The organism is Candidatus Thiodiazotropha sp. AKAK2, assembly GCF_058244685.1.
In genome coordinates this window covers 102956-119727 of the sequence record NZ_JBSYOP010000027.1, presented here as the reverse complement: position 1 = coordinate 119727, position 16772 = coordinate 102956, and the positions used below count along the sequence as shown (strand labels likewise).

Sequence of the window (16772 nt, the reverse complement as noted above, 5' to 3'; positions counted from 1 at the left end):
GCCACATAAAGGTCGCTGAAATCGACTTAAGGAATCCATATCGATGAATCTTCAACGTGTTACCTATGTCTCCGAACACCTGTTACCCTTGACACCGGTCTATACACCCATCAAGGGAGAGGGGCTTTCAGATTTGCTCAGGGCAGGCTGAAAGTTAGTGGGACAGAAACAATCCCTAGGTCATTCATGGGAACTTTGTAAGGACTGCTGGGTGACGACAAACTGTGTGATAAAGCGTCATTGCAGAGCGGTTTAAAGAGATGAAACAGAACAATGGCAATTGAATCAGCTGAGCGTATCCGGGTTCAGGGACTGGTGCAGGGGGTTGGTTTTCGACCCAAAGTCTGGCACCTGGCCCGTGAGTGTGGCTTGCGTGGCTCGGTGTGGAACGATGCCCATGGGGTGGAGATCCATCTCTGTGGTGAGGCGGCTCAGATCGATCGATTCTGCCAGTTGCTGTTGGATGATCCGCCACCTCTGGCGCGGATCGATGATCTCAAGCGCCAACCAACCAGTGATCTGCCGGAGCAGGCCTCGTTTGAGATCTCAGTCAGTCAGCAGGGTGAGATTCAGACCGGCGTGGTGCCAGATGCCGCTACCTGTCAGGCCTGTGTCGAGGATTTCCAGGATCCACAGAACCGGCGTTATCGCTACCCCTTTACCAACTGCACCCACTGTGGCCCCAGACTGACCATCGTCGAGCGTATCCCCTACGACCGGGCCAACACCAGCATGCGCCACTTTCCTCTCTGTGAGGCCTGTCGCCATGAGTATGAAGATCCGGCCGACCGACGCTTTCATGCCCAGCCCAATGCCTGTCCCGTGTGTGGGCCAAAGGTCTGGCTGTGCGATGCCCAGCGTGACGTGATCGAATCGACTGAGGCCGGTGAGGATGCGATTCAGGAGGCGAGCCGGCGTCTCGCCCAAGGGGCGATTCTGGCGATCAAAGGCATCGGTGGTTTTCATCTGGCCTGTGACGGAACCAATGAGCAGGCGGTGACCACTCTGCGGGAGCGCAAACGGCGACATCACAAACCCTTTGCGCTGATGGCCAGGGATTGTGCGGTGATTCGTCGCTACTGCAGCCTCAACGAAAGAGAAGCCGGATTGCTGGCTGAAAGCAGTGCGCCCATCCTGTTGCTCGAACAGCAGGAGGATAATGGTCTGCCGGAGAATCTGGCGCCAGGCCAGGCCTCTCTGGGTTTCATGCTGCCCTACAGCCCCTTGCACCATCTGCTGCTCGCCGACTGGGAGCGGCCCCTGGTGATGACCAGCGGCAACATGATCGAGGAGCCCCAGTGCATCGATAACCGGGAGGCCACCGAACGGCTGCAGCCCCTGGCCGACCTGTTCCTGCTGCACGACCGGGAGATCATCAACCGGGTGGATGACTCGGTGGTGCGGTTGGTCGATGGAGAGGCCAGGCTGTTGCGAAGGGCGCGGGGTTATGCACCGGCCCCCATACCGCTGCCCGAGGGTTTCGGGCAGGCACCGGAGCTGCTGGCCCTGGGGGGTGAGCTGAAGAACACCTTCTGCCTGCTGCGCCAGGGGCAGGGGATTCTCTCCCAGCATATCGGGGATCTGGAGAACCTGATCTCCTACCAGGACTACCTGAAAAATCTGGAGCTCTATGCCGGCCTCTACGATCACCGTCCCAGCCACCTGGTGGCGGACCGTCATCCCAACTATCGCTCGACCCAGCACGCCAGGGCCTTGGCAGAGGGGCAGGGGCTTGAGCTGCTGCTGGTGCAGCACCATCATGCGCATATCGCCAGTGTGCTGGCTGAAAATGAGTGGCCCCTGGATGGGGGTGAGGTGCTCGGGATCGCCCTGGACGGCTCCGGCTACGGGGATGATGGCACCATCTGGGGTGGTGAATTTCTGTTGGCGGACTACCTGGGTTTCCAACGCCTGGGGCATTTGAATCCTGTGCCGCTGCCCGGTGGAGTCCAGGCGATCAAACAGCCCTGGCGTAACACCTTCAGCCAGCTCAACCACTATCTGGGCTGGCAGAGAGTCGTCAGTGAATGGGGAGATCTGGAACCTGTCAGCTGGCTGCAGCAACAGCCTATCGAGGTGCTCGTTCGGATGGTTGATGGTGGCGTCAACTCGCCCATGAGCAGCTCCTGCGGCCGCTTGTTCGATGGGGTGGCGGGGCTGCTGAACCTCTGCCGGGAAGAGATCAGCTACGAAGGGCAGGCCGCCATCGAGCTGGAGACCCTGGCACGGCTTGGTCGTGAACCGGAGGATGAGGGCTACAGATTGAACCCGGTCGCGGTTGATAGCGTCCAATGTCTGCAGGCTGAGGGACTCTGGCTGGGACTGCTGCAGGATCTGCACAAAGGCGTTGCCGTGGAGCGGATCGCCTGGCGTTTTCATGCCGGTTTGGCGATCAGCATCAGCGAACTGGCTGCGCAGCTGGCGCGGCAGGCGGAACTCGACACCATCGCCTTGTCCGGCGGTGTTTTTCAGAACAAGACCCTGTTCGAACTGGTTTCCGCCAACCTCAGCGGACAGGGGTTCAGACTGCTCAGCCACCGCCAGGTGCCCTCCAACGATGGGGGATTGGCTCTGGGTCAGGCCGCCATCGGTGCGGCTGTCGCTTTGTCCTGAACAGGCTACATTTAAAGTTAGAGGAGGCGGTATTTGGGCGTCACAGATGAACGACCATTTTCCTACAAAATATTGGCACAAACTCACTGAAGACCGGGTGCAGTGTGATCTTTGCCCCCGCTATTGCAAGATCAAGGAGGGTAAGCAGGGCTTCTGTTATGTGCGTGAGAACTACCAGGGTGCGGTGGTATTGAATACCTATGGCCGCTCCAGTGGCTTCTGTGTCGATCCGATCGAGAAAAAACCCCTCAACCACTTTCTGCCCGGTACGCCGATCTTCTCGTTTGGTACCGCGGGCTGCAATCTGGCCTGTAAATTCTGCCAGAATTGGGACATCAGCAAATCGAGACAGCAGCATACCCTGGCTGACGCCGCCTCACCGGAAACCATCGCCCAGGCCGCGCACAACAGTGGCTGCCGCAGCGTGGCCTATACCTACAATGATCCGGTGATCTTTCACGAGTATGCCATCGATGTGGCCCAGGCCTGTGCCGAGATCGATATCAAATCGGTGGCGGTTACCGCAGGTTATGTCTGCGAGGAGCCCCGGGAGGAGTTCTACCGCACCATGGATGCGGCGAATGTGGACTTGAAATCGTTCGATGAAACCTTCTATCACAAACTGACCGGTGCCCACCTGCAGCCGGTGCTGGACACACTGCTCTATCTGAAGGCGGAGACCTCCGTCTGGTTCGAGCTCACCACGCTGCTGATCCCCGGTGAGAACGACTCCGATCAGGAGCTGCATGCGATGAGCCAGTGGGTGGTGGAAAACCTCGGGCCGGAGGTGCCGATGCACTTTACCGCCTTCCATCCCGACTGGAAGATGCGCGACCATTCGCCCACACCCCATACCACCCTGAGCCGGGCAAGAAGGATCGCCATGGAGAACGGGGTCAGGTATGCCTATGTGGGGAATGTGCATGATCCGCAGGAGTCGAGCACCTGGTGCCATCAATGCGGCAGCCGGTTGATTCAGCGGGATTGGTATGAATTGGGCAGCTGGGCGCTTACCCCGGATGGGTGTTGCCAACAATGCGGCACGAAACTGCCGGGACTGTTTGAAGCTGAACCGGGTATGTGGGGGAGTCGTCGTCAAGTGGTCAATCTTCAAAGAGGTGCGCAATGACAGTCAGGCAACCGGCAGTCGCCGATCTTTTCTATCCTGGCGACCCGGCCGGATTGAGTGAAATGGTAAAGGGTTATCTGGATGCCGTGGCGCCCGAAGGTGAAGCACCCAAAGCATTGATCGCGCCCCATGCCGGTTATATCTATTCCGGTGCTGTGGCGGCCCGGGTCTACGCCCGTCTCAAACCAGTGGCCGACAGAATCAAGCGGGTGGTGTTGCTTGGTCCCTCTCACCGGGTGCCATTTCATGGTTTGGCCGTCAGCAGTGCGGACTCCTTTCGAACCCCCTTAGGGGATATTCCACTCGATAAAGAGCTGATTGCCGAGCTGGAAAACCTGCCTCAGGTGGTTCATCTCGATCAGGCCCACGCCAACGAACACTCATTAGAGGTTCAACTGCCGTTTCTGCAACAGCTTCTGACCGACTTCACCCTGGTGCCGATGGTGGTCGGGGATGCCATGGGCGAGGCCGTTTCCGAGGTGCTCAGCAAACTCTGGGGTGGGCCGGAGACTTTAATCGTGATCAGTTCAGATCTCAGCCACTTTCACGACTATGAGACCGCACAGCGGCTCGATCAGCAGACCAGTGAATCGATCGTCAGCCTCGATCCCGACTCAATCCGCTACGAGGATGCCTGTGGCAGAATCCCGGTACAAGGTCTGTTGCTGCTTGCTAAAAAACTCGGACTGCAGGGTGAAATCGTCGATCTTCGCAACTCCGGGGACACCGCCGGGGATAAGAGCCGGGTTGTGGGTTATGGCGCCTACGCCTTTACCGAGCCATCATTGAGCCTTTGAGTAAAATTTGAACCTCAACCCATGAAGAGACGTTTTCAGCGGGACCCCTGTGTAGCTCATCTTGCCTCCTGGATCGTGCAGTCAGGTCGTGAGCTTAAACCGGACCGGCAGGAGGCTGAGTCATTCCTGCAGGCACTCGATGCGGAACATCAGCAGTTCTCCTTCCGCACCTTTTCCGATTCAGCCTATACACGCAACGGCTCAAAGGATCCTTTGGAAACTGCGCTTCACGGCTCGCTTTCCGACTGTTGGGAGAGACTTGTACAGCTCAACGGCGAAGGTGCCGTGATAACCGCAACCATCAATCAGACCAACGGGGTTGGGCGCGATGTCGAGGATATCTGTCGTGTCCGGGCGATCTTTATCGATGACGACCAGGGGATCGATGTCGAGCGGTTTCCTGTACAACCCCATATACGGGTAGAGACTTCAACGGATCACTACCATTACTACTGGCGGGTTGAAGACTTCCCACTGAGTGAATTCCAGAGCTGTCAGCAACAGCTGGCCAGATGCTATCAGGGGGACAGCCGGGTACAGGCGCTCAACCAGTCGATGCAACTGCCGGGGTTCTGGCGCAGGAAACGTTTGAACTCTCCCCGGTTGCCCAAGATTTTGGCAATATCAAACGCTCCGCCCCTGAATACATGGCTAGTCGAAAAACTACTTGGTGGATAGTTCGGAGCTGTTTTATTGATACCGCAAATGCACGCTAAGTACCGCAAGTTTTCACAAATTAGCAGGTGGGGTAAACAGCTCCCCTCTCCCCTTGCGGGAGAGGGGCCTGGGGAGAGGGGGGAATCAACGGCATCATTTCTCCAAGAATCGATATGATAAAAGATGAAGGGTAAAAGCGGCATTATCGATCACATAGTGAAACGCTTCGCGTACACCCTCTCCCCAACCCCTCTCCCGTAAAGGGAGAGGGGCATTAAGATAGACTGAAGTTAATGGTGTGGCGATGAGGTCACACAGAACAGCTTTCTATGAATCCACAATTCCAAATACAAGAAAACCCTAGCTCGGGTAACCCCGTATACAAGGCTTAATCAGTTTCTGAGTTAATTGGCTTTTCGTCATCCAATAATCGTCGGGATAGGGGAGGTTGATCCAATCAACAGGTCCTGGTGATGATTCAGGAGAACAGGGAGAGGTTATGAATCAATTGAACCGACAAGTGACGCTATTTTTGATGCTGTTTCTGCTCAGCTTGAGTGTCCATGGAAGCAGTCTGCCAAAGTTGAACATCATCTGGAATTGCGGAGCCTGTGCACAGAATGCGAAGGTCATTCCGCTGATCAGGCAGGCTTACCGGGCTGAAGCCCAAAGCCGTGGCCGCACCATCTCATCGACCGAGACCGCCCAGGTTGAGATCATCGATTTCAGACAACGAAACCCCGGTACCCGGGTGATGCTCGGAATCATGGCGGGTAAAGACCGCCTGGGTCTGCGAATCACCTACAAGGATCTGGAGTACTACACCAGCGATACGTCTGCCAATGCGATTCAGGGAATGAATCATCTCTGTGCCGCGGTGGGAGCCGAAACCTATCAGCAGCTTGATTGGGCAACAAAATAGTTTTTTGTTTAATCTGCGAATGAACGCTCATCACCACAAAGCATTGCGAATTTATATTTGAAACCACGGCTTTCCGCTAACTCTAAATTAGCCAAGGAGATGCATAAAAGCCCCTCTCCCTTGATGGGAGAGGGGTTGGGGAGAGGGTGAGCATCTTGCATTTGGTGTTACTTAGGCATCAATCATACTGTATGGAAACATCAATCCTTGTAATGCGGATTTTTATACATTTGAGGGTACTGATGGATGCTCCCCCTCTCCCCCGGCCCCTCTCCCGCAAGGGGAGAGGGGAGCTACTCTCTCCGTCTGTTTGGTGTGCTGGTGATTGGGTGCATTAACCTTTATCTCTTGTTGGTTATCGCTTTTCATGTCTCAAATTACGATAGGTTGAAGAGACCAACTGAAATTAACCCATTAGTATCAATTTAGGTTAATGGGAGAGCAGTGATTTGAAACAAAACATATACGCACTATTTGCGGTGATTTACGTCCATTTTGCGTCCAGTCTTACAGCACGTATAACTTGAGTGTCTCTATCCGGCCGCTGCGCAGTCGTCTGGCTTCTTCAGGGTTATCGGTCTCTGAACTGGTGATGAACAGGGTATCGTTCTCTGCGCCACCCACCATGCAGGCGTAAGGATCGCCGACCGGCATGACTTCACGTACGATCTCGCCGCCTTCTTTAACCAGCAGCAGACGCGATCGGTTTGGTGCAGCAACCCAGAGATTCTGTTGGCTGTCCAGCGCAATTCCGTCAGGGTAGGCGCCGTTCAGATCGGCCCAGAGTCGTCGCTGGGTCAAGCTTCCATCAGTGGAAACCGTAAAGGCGGTGATGCGGGAGGCGAAGGTCTCGGCCACCAGCAGCGTCTTGCCATCCTGACTCAGAGCGCACCCATTGGGAAAGATCAGCTGCTCCGCAGCCAGTTGCGGCTTGGCATCACGAGTTACCAGGATCAATTCAGCGGGTGCCTGGGCCTCACCACCATGCAGGTCGTAACCAAAGTTGCCGGCATAGCAACGCCCGAGGGGATCGACCAGCAGGTCGTTGCAGTGGAAGGAGGCAAGCTCATACAAGTCGGCATAGAGAGTGAGTTTGTGATCCGACAGGGCAAGAATCCGGCGCTTGGTCATGGAGACCACCAGCAGACGGCCGTCCGGCAGCCAGCCCAGACCACCGGGCAGGTCATCCAGTTCGGCGACGACATGCGACTCTCCCTGCAGATTGACCCTGACCACCTGTTGGGCGTGCTGATCGGTGAACCAGAGTTGGTTGTCCCGCCAGCGGGGTGCTTCAGGGAACATCAATTGTTCGAGCAGTACCTCAGTTTCCGCATTTCCGGGAGTGAGTTGCATGTGCTTCATGATCTGATCGGCAATCGTATCGGCTGGTTGATCTATCGGTAAGGTGAGGGCGTTTGATGGAGTCTCCAGGTCATCGAATTGGCTCTGCAGCAGCTCCACTCTCATGAAGTGATCTGGTCGCTGTTTGAGGCGTGACAGGATCAGTTCATAGGATCCTTCAAGATAGACAAAACGTACCGCCTCAGGGGATCTCATCAACTGATCCCGATAGACCTGTTTCAGCGCAGAGCAGGAGAGTACGGCGGAGCGATCCATCTGCAGATGTCTGTCGATGAGATTCGCCAGGCTGGTCAGCCAGGGTTGGCGGTCCTGATCGTTGAGTGGTTCCGCCGCTGCCATTTTTACCCGGTTTTCAGCCGGGTGATAGTGGTCTCCTTCGATAAACCGCCAGCCGGTCTTCTCAGCAAGCAGCCGACCGACTGTGGATTTACCTGAACCGGAAACCCCCATCACGATGATAATCACTCCAGATTCCTCCTTGCATGCACCCCTGACAGATGCCCCTCATCATAGCCGAGTGGGGCTCGCGCCACATCCGCATAAATAATGCCCCTATAGGCGCGATCATTTTGATTTCAACGCTGAGCCTGTTTAGGGTGTCATTCAACAGTTGGCACTTCATCATCAGGAGGTAGATTCATGGAGTACGGCCCACGGGAGATCACCACCCCTTTTCGCCCCATACCGCTGGAGGTTCCGGAGGGTATGAAGCCGAATGAGTTTTTCAACAGTACTGAAAACCTCAACGACCTGGTGCATAACAATGGCCTGTTGATGAATCCGGAGAATCTGCTGCTCTATCGCAAGGCGTTGGGGCACAGTACCGAGTTCGATACCTCGATCATCTACAACACCTCCCAGGTAATTCTGAATCCCCTGGGTCGGCCGGTGCGGCGTACACAGGTGCCTGAGGATGTACGGCATGTCTGGAACCGGATGAACCAGATCATCATCGAATATATGCTGGAGGCCTATCCCGATCCTGCGGACCATCTGTTGCTCGCCGGTGAAGCCAGTCTCGATGCGACCTGGCCGCTGACCTCGCCGGGTGTGCCGAGTATCCGAATGCTGCACAACCATTTCATCAGCTTCCCTATGGCCCAGCTGAGACAGGCGGAGATGGCCGATCCGAAAAACCCCAATCTCTCGGACGGTGGTCAGCACAGTCTGTTCCAGGCCTATATGCGGGATGTTTACCGGGAGTTTTTTGACAGTGCGCTGGAGCTGAAGGTGTTGAAACCGATCAGCTCGGATGAGTCGGGCATCAATCTGACCGGCTATCCGCAGGGGCTACCCTGTTGGGAGATTCGCGGTGGTGGCGCTGCGCTGAAGAACATCCGTTTCTGGCAGGAGTATGATGCCATCCTGGAAGGCTTCATCGATTTCTATCGAACCTTCTTCAGTCAGGTTTCGACCCGTAATGCGCCGATGCCAAGGGATGTCTACTATCCGGAGCAGGTCGAGAGCATGCTGCTTTTCAACAACGACTTTTTGGCAACGGCGAAAAGGGTCAGGGACCGTTGTATCGTCGATGCCAAGTATGCCAACTCGGTTCGCTGGCAGCCGGCCTTTAAACAGTTGATCTACAGAAACGAAGCGGGAAAACTGATCGTCACCATCAGTCAGAACTCGATTGGCAATGCGATCACCGAGCTGTTGGGTGTGGTGGTCAAACGGGTACCCGATGCGGAGGCTTACGAAAAAGCCGAGCCGGCGCTACTGGAGCGACTGCTGGAAGTACGACGCCGACTCATCGAGGCCGATCTGGGGTCCGGAATCGCAACCGACTACTGGCCTGCCGAGTGATGTTTTGAAATAGAGATTTAAGCCGCGAATCACCGCAAATATTCGCAAATAAAAAAATCACTATTTTTAGTCCGCTAATGAATGCAAATATGACTAAGGAGTCATCAGGTAACCACTTTCGGCATCCGCTGGGATGACGAAGGTCTTAAGCACCGAATATGAGTGATTTTGTTGGCGAGTATTTGCGGTGATTTGCGGCTTGAAATTTCCAGGCGATGACAACGCTTCAGGGCACAGGCTTACCTGGGCGGTATCACGATTCTGACAATACTGAACAGCAGGGCAGCCGCAACCACCACCGATGGTCCCGCCGGGGTGTCCCATTGCCAGGAGCCGGCCAGCCCAAGGATTACCGATAGGGCGCCCATCACGGCCGCCAGCAGCGCCATCTGCTCCGGTGTGCGGCTGAGGCTTCTTGCCGCCGCCGCCGGGATGATCATCATCGATGTCACCAAAAGCACACCAACGATTTTCATCGATACCGCAATCACCAGGGCGATGAGCAGCATGAAGGCCAGTCGTACCGCCATCACCGGCGTACCTTCCACCTGTGCCAGTTCTTCATGAACCGTAATGGAGAGCAAAGGTTTCCAGATCAGCATCAGTATGGTCAGAACCACAAAGCCACCACCCCAGACCCACAGCAGATCGGTGGCGTTGACCGCCAGAATGTCGCCAAACAGATAGGCCATCAGATCGACCCTCACCGAGGTTTGAAAGGCCATCACCACCAGGCCCAAAGAGAGCGCACTGTGGGCCAGAATACCGAGCTGGGTGTCGTGTGAAAGATGACGGTTTCTGTTCATGCCGACCAGTAGCAAGGCGAGCAGGATACTCAACAGGATCACCGAAAGATTGAGGTTGATTCCCAGCAGAATACCAAGCGCGATACCGAGCAGGGCGGAGTGGGCCAGTGTGTCACCGAAATAAGCCATTCTTCGCCACACCACGAACACACCCAGCGGGCCGGTTACCAGTGCAACCCCCAGACCGGCGACCAGAGCACGCAGCAGAAAATCATCCATGACCATGCCCCTCGTCATCGGACTTCACATTGCCATGAATGTCATGAGTGTGGTCATGATGATGGGTATAGATCGCCAGCTCGGCCTGGACGGCTGTACCGAACAGTTCCAGATAAGCGGGGTGCTGACTGACGCTGTCCGGATGTCCGGAACAGCAGACATGGTTGTTGAGACAAAGCACCTGGTCGGTATTCGCCATCACCAGGTGAAGATCATGGGAGATCATCAAAACACCACAATTGAAACGATCGCGGATACGGGTGATCAGGTTGTAGAGAGCGGCCTGTCCGGTGACATCCACACCCTGAACCGGTTCGTCCAACACCAGCAGGTCCGGTTGCCGCAACAGGGCGCGGGCCAGCAAGACCCGTTGATGTTCACCCCCGGAGAGTCGCTGCATGGGGTAATCGGCGAGCTGCTCAATATCCAACTCCTGCAGAATATCCTGCATACTGAGTTTGCTGTTTTTGCCCGCCATGGTGAGGAAGCGCATGACAGTCAGCGGCATATTCTCAGATAGAGTCAGATGTTGCGGCATGTAGCCGATGCAGAGCCCTGGCGATCGGACGACATCGCCACTATCCGCTTTGAGCAGGCCCAGCATCACCCGCACCAAGGTGGTCTTGCCGGCGCCATTGGGTCCGATCAGCGTGACGATCTCCCCACGTTGGACTGCCATGTTCACATTCTGCAATACCGCTCTTCCCTGATGAGAGATGCTGACCGCTTTGGCCTCGATCAGCGTCTCCCCCTGGCTATTCATCCGCTGTGCCCCGTTTGCACTGGTCGCAGATGCCGCTGATCTCAAGCGTCCATTGGGCCACGGTGAAACCCAGTTGATCGGCATCTTTCGTGATGACGGAACCGATCCGGGCATCATCCAGTTCCGCTACCTGTCCACAGGTTTCACAGATCAGGAACTGTGCGGTGTGATCATGTCCGGTATGGCTGCAGCCCACATAGGCGTTACGCGAGCTGATGCGGTGCACCAGGCCGTTCTCCATGAGGAAATCCAAAGCCCGATAGACGGTGGGTGGAGCTGCCTTACGGCCTTCTTGGGTCAATTGTTCCAGCAGTTCGTAGGCGCCCACCGGTTGATGGTTGGCCCAGATCAACTCCAGAACCTGGTGACGCAGCTTGGTCAGACGCAGCCCCTGTTGCAGACAATAGGCTTCAGCATTTTTAAGCGCAAGGGAGACACAGTGTTTGTGATCGTGGTCGGCACTTGGAAAGGCTGGGTTGTTGGTTTTCATATTGCACCGCCGAGACAGGAGGCAAGGTTGTCAGCCAAGCCGTTCAGCAATTGAAAGTAGGCTTCCGGACCCGGGTCGAGCGCCATTCCCAAAGGATCAAGAATGCCGGTATTCGCCTTGGAACCGGATGTCAGGGTTTCCACAAGTTTGGGTTGAAACTGGGGTTCGCTGAAGACACAGTTGGCTTCCAGCCTGCGGATTTTCTGTTGCAGTTCATCGATATGTTTTGCGCCACTCTGGCGTTCCGGGCTGATACTGACGGATCCCACGGCATTCAGACCAAAATGATCCTCGAGATAATGGTAGGCATCATGGAAAACGATAAATGGACGATCTTTAACGGCCGATATCGTGGTATGGAACGCCATCTCCTCTCGATCGATTCGCTGCAGCAGCTTTTGCAGGTTGGTTTGGTAGTCCGCTGTATGCTCGGGATCGAGTCTGATCAGCGCCTGAGCGAGGTATCGAACGGTGGTGCGGGCGTTTTTCGGCGATAGCCAGATATGGTTGTCCCACTCCAACTCCTCATCCGTATGAGCCTCATGATGGTGTTTCGAATGGTCATGGCTTGACCAGTCCAGATCATCTCGTATCGGCAGAAGGTGCATATTGGGGATTGCCAGCAAACTGATGACGCTCTCTGCATCGGAATTATTCTCTATCACACTGGTAAGTGGTGATTCCAGCGATTGACCTACCCACACCAAAAGGTCGGCCTGGCTGATTGCCCGGACATCCGAGGGTTTCAGTGTCATGGTGTGCGGGGACTGATTGCCTTTCAGCAGCAGATAGGGCTCGCCGATACCACTCATCAGGCCTGAAACCAGGGAGTGTACCGGTAATATGCTGACCACAACCTTGGGCCCGGCTAAATTGGAACTGCTGAACAGTAGGGTTGTGATGAAGAGCAGTAGAGCGATTGATTTGGAACTTCTGTGAGTCATGGTGCCTGATTAATCAATAAATATTTTTATATTGTTATGTTATATTGTAACATAATGCAGCGCCATGATCGAAAATCCTGATGAGCAGGATCTTTTGACTTTCCAGTGAGCTTTTAAGTAGCCGGTTCTATGCGTACAGCCTTGCTGACAATCCTGATCCTCAATCTCCTGATCTCTCAAGGGATATGGCTAGATCATATTTATCATGACCATGATCACGATCAGGATGAGATTTGCGAGGTCTGCTACTCGGCCCATGGCCATGGGCTCAGCACATCACCAAGCTTTCCCCTGGCGCTGCCGGATTGGCGTTCGCTTCCAGTTGTCTGTTTCTCATCCTCAATTTGCACCAACCACTGGGTAAACTCCCAGCTCATCAGAGCCCCTCCATACACTGGTTGATTGGTTACAGATTCCAACTGTTTTCAGTCCTGATTGACCAGGGGTATCCGCCCTGGGTCAAGCGGATTGGAGTGTGATGATTCCAGTTTTTTGTTGAGGGTTTTATGAGTACACGTCTGTTACAGGGTGCTGCCGTGATGGCGGCTATTTTATCGACAGCCGCCGGGGCCGCTGGCGACAGCAGCTTCAATCCGGAGATCAGTCTTATTCTGGATGGCCGCTATGGTTCATTCGACAACGATTCCGATTATGAGCTGCCCGGTTTTATGCTGGGTGGTGAGGCCGGTCGCGGCGAAGAGGGGTTTCATCTGGGGCATAGCGAGCTGGTTCTGAGTGCCAATGTGGATGATCTTTTCTACGGCAAGATGACGGCCGCAATCGCCGAACACGATGGTGAGACCGAGGTCGAGCTGGAAGAGGCCTATATCGAGACCTTGGGCTTGGGGCATGGTATTACCGCGAAAGCGGGTCGCTTTTTCTCAGGTCTGGGCTACCTCAACCAGCAACATCCCCACGCCTGGGATTTCACCGATGCACCGTTGATCTATCGGGGGCTGTTCGGTGACCAGTTACTCGATGATGGTGTGCATCTGAGTTGGGTTGCGCCAACCCCGATGTTTGTCAAAGTGGGTGCCGAGATCACCCGGGGGGAACGCTTTCCCGCCGCTGGTGCCAGTAATGACGGTGTCGGCGCTTCTACCATCTTCGCCAAGGTCGGGGGTGACCTGGGTGAGAGCCAGGCCTGGCAGTTGGGCATCTCCCATTGGCGGGCGGAAGTCGAGGGCCGAACCTCGGGTGGCCATCACCATCATGAGGATGAGGAGGGTGGTCATGAAACCCCCACCTACAGTGGTGACAGTGACGTTACCGGTATCGACTTCGTCTGGAAATGGTCCCCTCACGGCAATGCCACAGAGCGGCACCTGAAGATCCAGGGTGAATATTTCATCCGCAATGAGGATGGCGATGTGGTAATGGACGACGAGTCGGATGCACCGGAATCAACTACATACGACGGCGAGCAGAAGGGTGGTTATCTGCAGGCGGTCTATCAGTTCATGCCCCGCTGGCGGGTCGGTCTGCGCTACGATTGGCTCGATTCGGACAACAAAGGCTCCGATGAAGAGGTGCTGGCCGAGGCGGGCCTGGACAACGAGGGCCACACACCTCAGCGCTTTACCCTGATGGGTGACTACTCCCACAGTGAGTACAGTCGGGTGCGGCTGCAGTTTGCCCGGGATGAGTCCTATGAAGATAAGGACAACATCATCACCCTCCAATACATTGTGAGCCTCGGTTCCCACGGTGCCCATCAGTTTTAGGAGCAGACCATGTTGAGCAGAATAGTGCTGTTGCTGTCGGCGATCGGCATGATGCTCGCCCAATCGGCCAACGCCGGTCTGAATGTCTTTGCCTGTGAGCCCGAATGGGCCTCACTGGCTGAGGCTCTGGGTGGGGATAGGGTTACAGTCACATCGGCCACGACCGCCCGACAGGATCCCCATCACATTGAAGCGCGCCCCAGCCTGATTGCCAAGCTGCGCCGGGCGGACCTGCTGATCTGCAGTGGTGCGGAACTGGAGGTCGGCTGGTTGCCGATGCTGCAACGGAAAGCGGGTAACCGACAGGTCTTGTCCGGGCAGAAGGGCTATTTCGAGGCGGCCATGTTGGTGGATCGCCTGGATGTGCCTGAAGTCCTGGATCGTTCCCTGGGGGATCTGCACGCTTCGGGAAATCCCCATGTGCATCTCGACCCCCACAGGCTGTTGGCCATCGCCATGGCGTTGAGTGAGCGGATGATCGAGCTGGATCCACAGAATGGTGGCTTGTATGAGCAGCGGCGGAATGACTTCAAACAGCGCTGGCAGAACTCGATCGAAACATGGGAGCAGGTCGCTGCACCCCTGAAAGGTCTCAGAGTGGTGGTCCATCATATGGATTGGAGCTACCTGTTCGATTGGCTGCAGATGGTGAATGCGGGTGCACTGGAGCCGAAACCGGGACTGCCGGCCAGTGCCAGCCACCTGACCAGTTTGAAGCAGGAAATGGAACAGAATCCTGCTGCCGCCATCCTTCATACCCACTATCAGAGTCCGAAAGCGGCCAAACGCTTCTCTCAACTGAGTGGCATCGAGGTGGTGGAGCTGCCCTATACGGTAGGTGGTGCAGCGGAAGTGACCGATCTGTTTTCCCTCTATGACGTCACTCTCAAGCGTCTGCTGAAGCTGGTGCAATGAACTGGCAGTTGTTGGATCCGGAACTGCTGCTGCCTGCCTTCCTGGCCGGTCTGCTGGTGGCTTCGACCCATGTGCCGTTAGGTCGGCAGGTATTGCAGCGGGGGATCATCTTTCTCGATCTGGCAGTCGCCCAGACCGCCGCCATGGGTCTGATTGCCGCTTACAGTTTCGGCTGGGAGCCGGGTGGCTGGCAGGTTCAGCTGATCGCGGTCACGGCGGCGGTCAGCGCCTCACTGCTGCTGCATATGACAGAGCAGCGTTGGGCGGAGATCCAGGAGGCGCTGATCGGAACCCTGTTTGTCCTCACTTCGAGCGGTAGTATTTTGTTGCTGGCGGCCAACCCGCACGGTGGTGATCATCTGAAAGAGATGCTGGTGGGTCAGATCCTCTGGGTCGACTACCATCAACTGCTTCCTGTGGCATTGCTCTATGCGGTGGTGCTTTTGCTCTGGTACGGATTGCGCCAGCGCTCATCGTCGCTGCTCTTCTACCTGCTGTTTGCCATCGCCATCACCGCTTCGGTACAGCTGATCGGTGTCTACCTGGTCTTTGCAACACTGATCATGCCAGCGCTTGCACTCAGGAAGTCAGGCCGTTGGGCGGATGGGATCGGCTATCTGATTGCCGCATTCGGTTATGGCTCAGGCTTGATCGTTGCAGCACTCCTCGATATGCCGGCCGGGGCGATGATTGTCTACACGCTGGCCATGACTTCTCTGGTGGCAGGTTTGATATTCAGTAGAAGGGTACTCTCCCCACACTCCTGAGATTCAATTGAAGTTGATGGCATTGGTTGTTTTTGCCGACACATTAGGGCCATCTGTGTGTTTACTTGAAATCCAGAGAGTGTGTACATGCAATGTACATATGATTCAGTTTGAATGGAACTCAACTAAAGCTGTAGCAAATCTGCAAAAACACGGAGTCTCGTTTGAAGAAGCTAAAATTGTGTTTTATGACGAGTTTGCTATTCAATTCTATGACTCTGAGAATTCAGAGCTGGAAGAAGACCGCGTTCTTATGCTTGGTCTTAGCAGTGAATCCAGAATCTTGATTGTTTGCCATTGCAAAAAGATGCAGGCAGAACAATTCGGATAATTTCAGCAAGAAAGGCAACAAGTAGAGAGCGTAACTATTACGCAGGTAACTCATCATGAAAAAAGAGTACGATCTTTCTAATATGAAATCTCGTAAAAATCTTTATGCTTCCAAGCTGAAAAAGCCTGTCACGATGAGGCTAAGTGAAGATGTCATAGCCTATTTTAAAGGGGTGGCTGAAGAGTCCGGTGTGCCCTATCAGAGTTTAATAAACCTCTATCTCCGTGATTGTATGACTCATCACAGGCGGGTGGATATTCAGTGGCATAAACAACTCTGACCAGCCCCGCTTTGCAAACATAGAGAAACTTTTAGACGAATATATTAGTGCACCGGAAGTGTGCATGCTGGGCTAGAAACTTTATTAGATTCCTGCTCACAGAATCATCAGATCCTTTTGACTTGGAAGTGGCGCTGTATTAGACTTCCACCGATATTGAGTTGGTTGATTAACTTGTTGATTTTATAACAACATTAACCAACAGTAAGAAGGAAAACTCTTACCGAGCGGGCCGGCCCTGATGCGC

At 55.0% G+C, this 16772-nt stretch carries 17 protein-coding genes; 11 read left to right on the top strand and 6 right to left on the bottom strand.

Annotated elements, in window-relative coordinates:
* The first annotated feature begins 273 nt into the window (after window positions 1-273).
* The 5 genes from hypF to AC4IE8_RS12065 all read left to right on the top strand — a co-directional run bounded on the left by hypF (window position 274) and on the right by AC4IE8_RS12065 (window position 6118).
* The gene (gene hypF / locus AC4IE8_RS12085; RefSeq protein ID WP_490791115.1) at window positions 274-2613 is read left to right on the top strand and encodes a carbamoyltransferase HypF; all 2340 of its coding nucleotides are present in this window, start codon (window positions 274-276) and stop codon (window positions 2611-2613) included.
* A 46-nt stretch (window positions 2614-2659) separates the two neighbouring features.
* Window positions 2660-3742: an AmmeMemoRadiSam system radical SAM enzyme gene (gene amrS / locus AC4IE8_RS12080; RefSeq protein WP_490791114.1), complete on the top strand. Its 1083-nt coding sequence runs from the start codon at window positions 2660-2662 to the stop codon at window positions 3740-3742.
* Window positions 3739-4539, top strand: a complete 801-nt coding sequence (gene amrB, locus AC4IE8_RS12075) for an AmmeMemoRadiSam system protein B (RefSeq protein ID WP_490791113.1) — start codon at window positions 3739-3741, stop codon at window positions 4537-4539. The genes amrS and amrB overlap by 4 nt, the downstream gene beginning before the upstream one ends.
* Window positions 4540-4560: 21 nt before the next feature.
* On the top strand, window positions 4561-5217 hold the full coding sequence (locus tag AC4IE8_RS12070) for a DNA-primase RepB domain-containing protein (RefSeq protein WP_490791112.1): 657 nt from the start codon (window positions 4561-4563) through the stop codon (window positions 5215-5217).
* Window positions 5218-5695: 478 nt separating this feature from the next.
* Window positions 5696-6118: a hypothetical protein gene (locus AC4IE8_RS12065; protein ID WP_490791111.1), complete on the top strand. Its 423-nt coding sequence runs from the start codon at window positions 5696-5698 to the stop codon at window positions 6116-6118.
* Between the two features lie 507 nt (window positions 6119-6625).
* Here the strand turns inward: AC4IE8_RS12065 and AC4IE8_RS12060 are convergent.
* Complete coding sequence (locus tag AC4IE8_RS12060) at window positions 6626-7945, bottom strand: gluconokinase, GntK/IdnK-type (RefSeq protein ID WP_490791110.1); 1320 nt, start codon at window positions 7943-7945, stop codon at window positions 6626-6628.
* A 174-nt stretch (window positions 7946-8119) separates the two neighbouring features.
* Between AC4IE8_RS12060 and AC4IE8_RS12055 the strand changes: the two genes are divergently transcribed.
* Window positions 8120-9286 carry a hypothetical protein gene (locus AC4IE8_RS12055; protein ID WP_490791109.1) on the top strand — a complete coding sequence of 389 codons (1167 nt, stop codon included), beginning with the start codon at window positions 8120-8122 and terminating at the stop codon, window positions 9284-9286.
* Window positions 9287-9525: 239 nt separating this feature from the next.
* Here the strand turns inward: AC4IE8_RS12055 and znuB are convergent, their stop codons facing one another.
* From znuB to AC4IE8_RS12030, 5 genes are all read right to left on the bottom strand, one after another.
* Window positions 9526-10311, bottom strand: coding sequence for a zinc ABC transporter permease subunit ZnuB (gene znuB, locus AC4IE8_RS12050; RefSeq protein WP_068993862.1), 786 nt, complete (start codon window positions 10309-10311; stop codon window positions 9526-9528).
* On the bottom strand, window positions 10304-11074 hold the full coding sequence (znuC, locus tag AC4IE8_RS12045; protein WP_068993859.1) for a zinc ABC transporter ATP-binding protein ZnuC: 771 nt from the start codon (window positions 11072-11074) through the stop codon (window positions 10304-10306). Before znuC ends, znuB begins: the two co-directional genes overlap by 8 nt.
* Complete coding sequence (locus AC4IE8_RS12040) at window positions 11067-11564, bottom strand: Fur family transcriptional regulator (protein WP_490791108.1); 498 nt, start codon at window positions 11562-11564, stop codon at window positions 11067-11069. Before AC4IE8_RS12040 ends, znuC begins: the two co-directional genes overlap by 8 nt.
* The gene (locus AC4IE8_RS12035) at window positions 11561-12508 is read right to left on the bottom strand and encodes a zinc ABC transporter substrate-binding protein (protein ID WP_068993853.1); all 948 of its coding nucleotides are present in this window, start codon (window positions 12506-12508) and stop codon (window positions 11561-11563) included. The genes AC4IE8_RS12040 and AC4IE8_RS12035 overlap by 4 nt, the downstream gene beginning before the upstream one ends.
* A 245-nt stretch (window positions 12509-12753) precedes the next feature.
* Window positions 12754-12885: a hypothetical protein gene (locus AC4IE8_RS12030; protein ID WP_490791107.1), complete on the bottom strand. Its 132-nt coding sequence runs from the start codon at window positions 12883-12885 to the stop codon at window positions 12754-12756.
* 129 nt (window positions 12886-13014) lie between these two features.
* Here AC4IE8_RS12030 and AC4IE8_RS12025 point away from each other — a divergent pair, with 129 nt between their 5' ends.
* The 5 genes from AC4IE8_RS12025 to AC4IE8_RS12005 all read left to right on the top strand — a co-directional run bounded on the left by AC4IE8_RS12025 (window position 13015) and on the right by AC4IE8_RS12005 (window position 16525).
* The gene (locus AC4IE8_RS12025; RefSeq protein ID WP_068993850.1) at window positions 13015-14232 is read left to right on the top strand and encodes a hypothetical protein; all 1218 of its coding nucleotides are present in this window, start codon (window positions 13015-13017) and stop codon (window positions 14230-14232) included.
* Window positions 14233-14241: 9 nt separating this feature from the next.
* Window positions 14242-15147, top strand: a complete 906-nt coding sequence (locus AC4IE8_RS12020) for a metal ABC transporter substrate-binding protein (protein WP_068993845.1) — start codon at window positions 14242-14244, stop codon at window positions 15145-15147.
* Window positions 15144-15914: a metal ABC transporter permease gene (locus AC4IE8_RS12015; protein ID WP_068993842.1), complete on the top strand. Its 771-nt coding sequence runs from the start codon at window positions 15144-15146 to the stop codon at window positions 15912-15914. The genes AC4IE8_RS12020 and AC4IE8_RS12015 overlap by 4 nt, the downstream gene beginning before the upstream one ends.
* A gap of 100 nt (window positions 15915-16014) precedes the next feature.
* Window positions 16015-16245, top strand: coding sequence for a BrnT family toxin (locus AC4IE8_RS12010; RefSeq protein WP_490791106.1), 231 nt, complete (start codon window positions 16015-16017; stop codon window positions 16243-16245).
* Between the two features lie 55 nt (window positions 16246-16300).
* Window positions 16301-16525: a BrnA antitoxin family protein gene (locus tag AC4IE8_RS12005; protein ID WP_490791105.1), complete on the top strand. Its 225-nt coding sequence runs from the start codon at window positions 16301-16303 to the stop codon at window positions 16523-16525.
* Window positions 16526-16772: the final 247 nt, after the last annotated feature.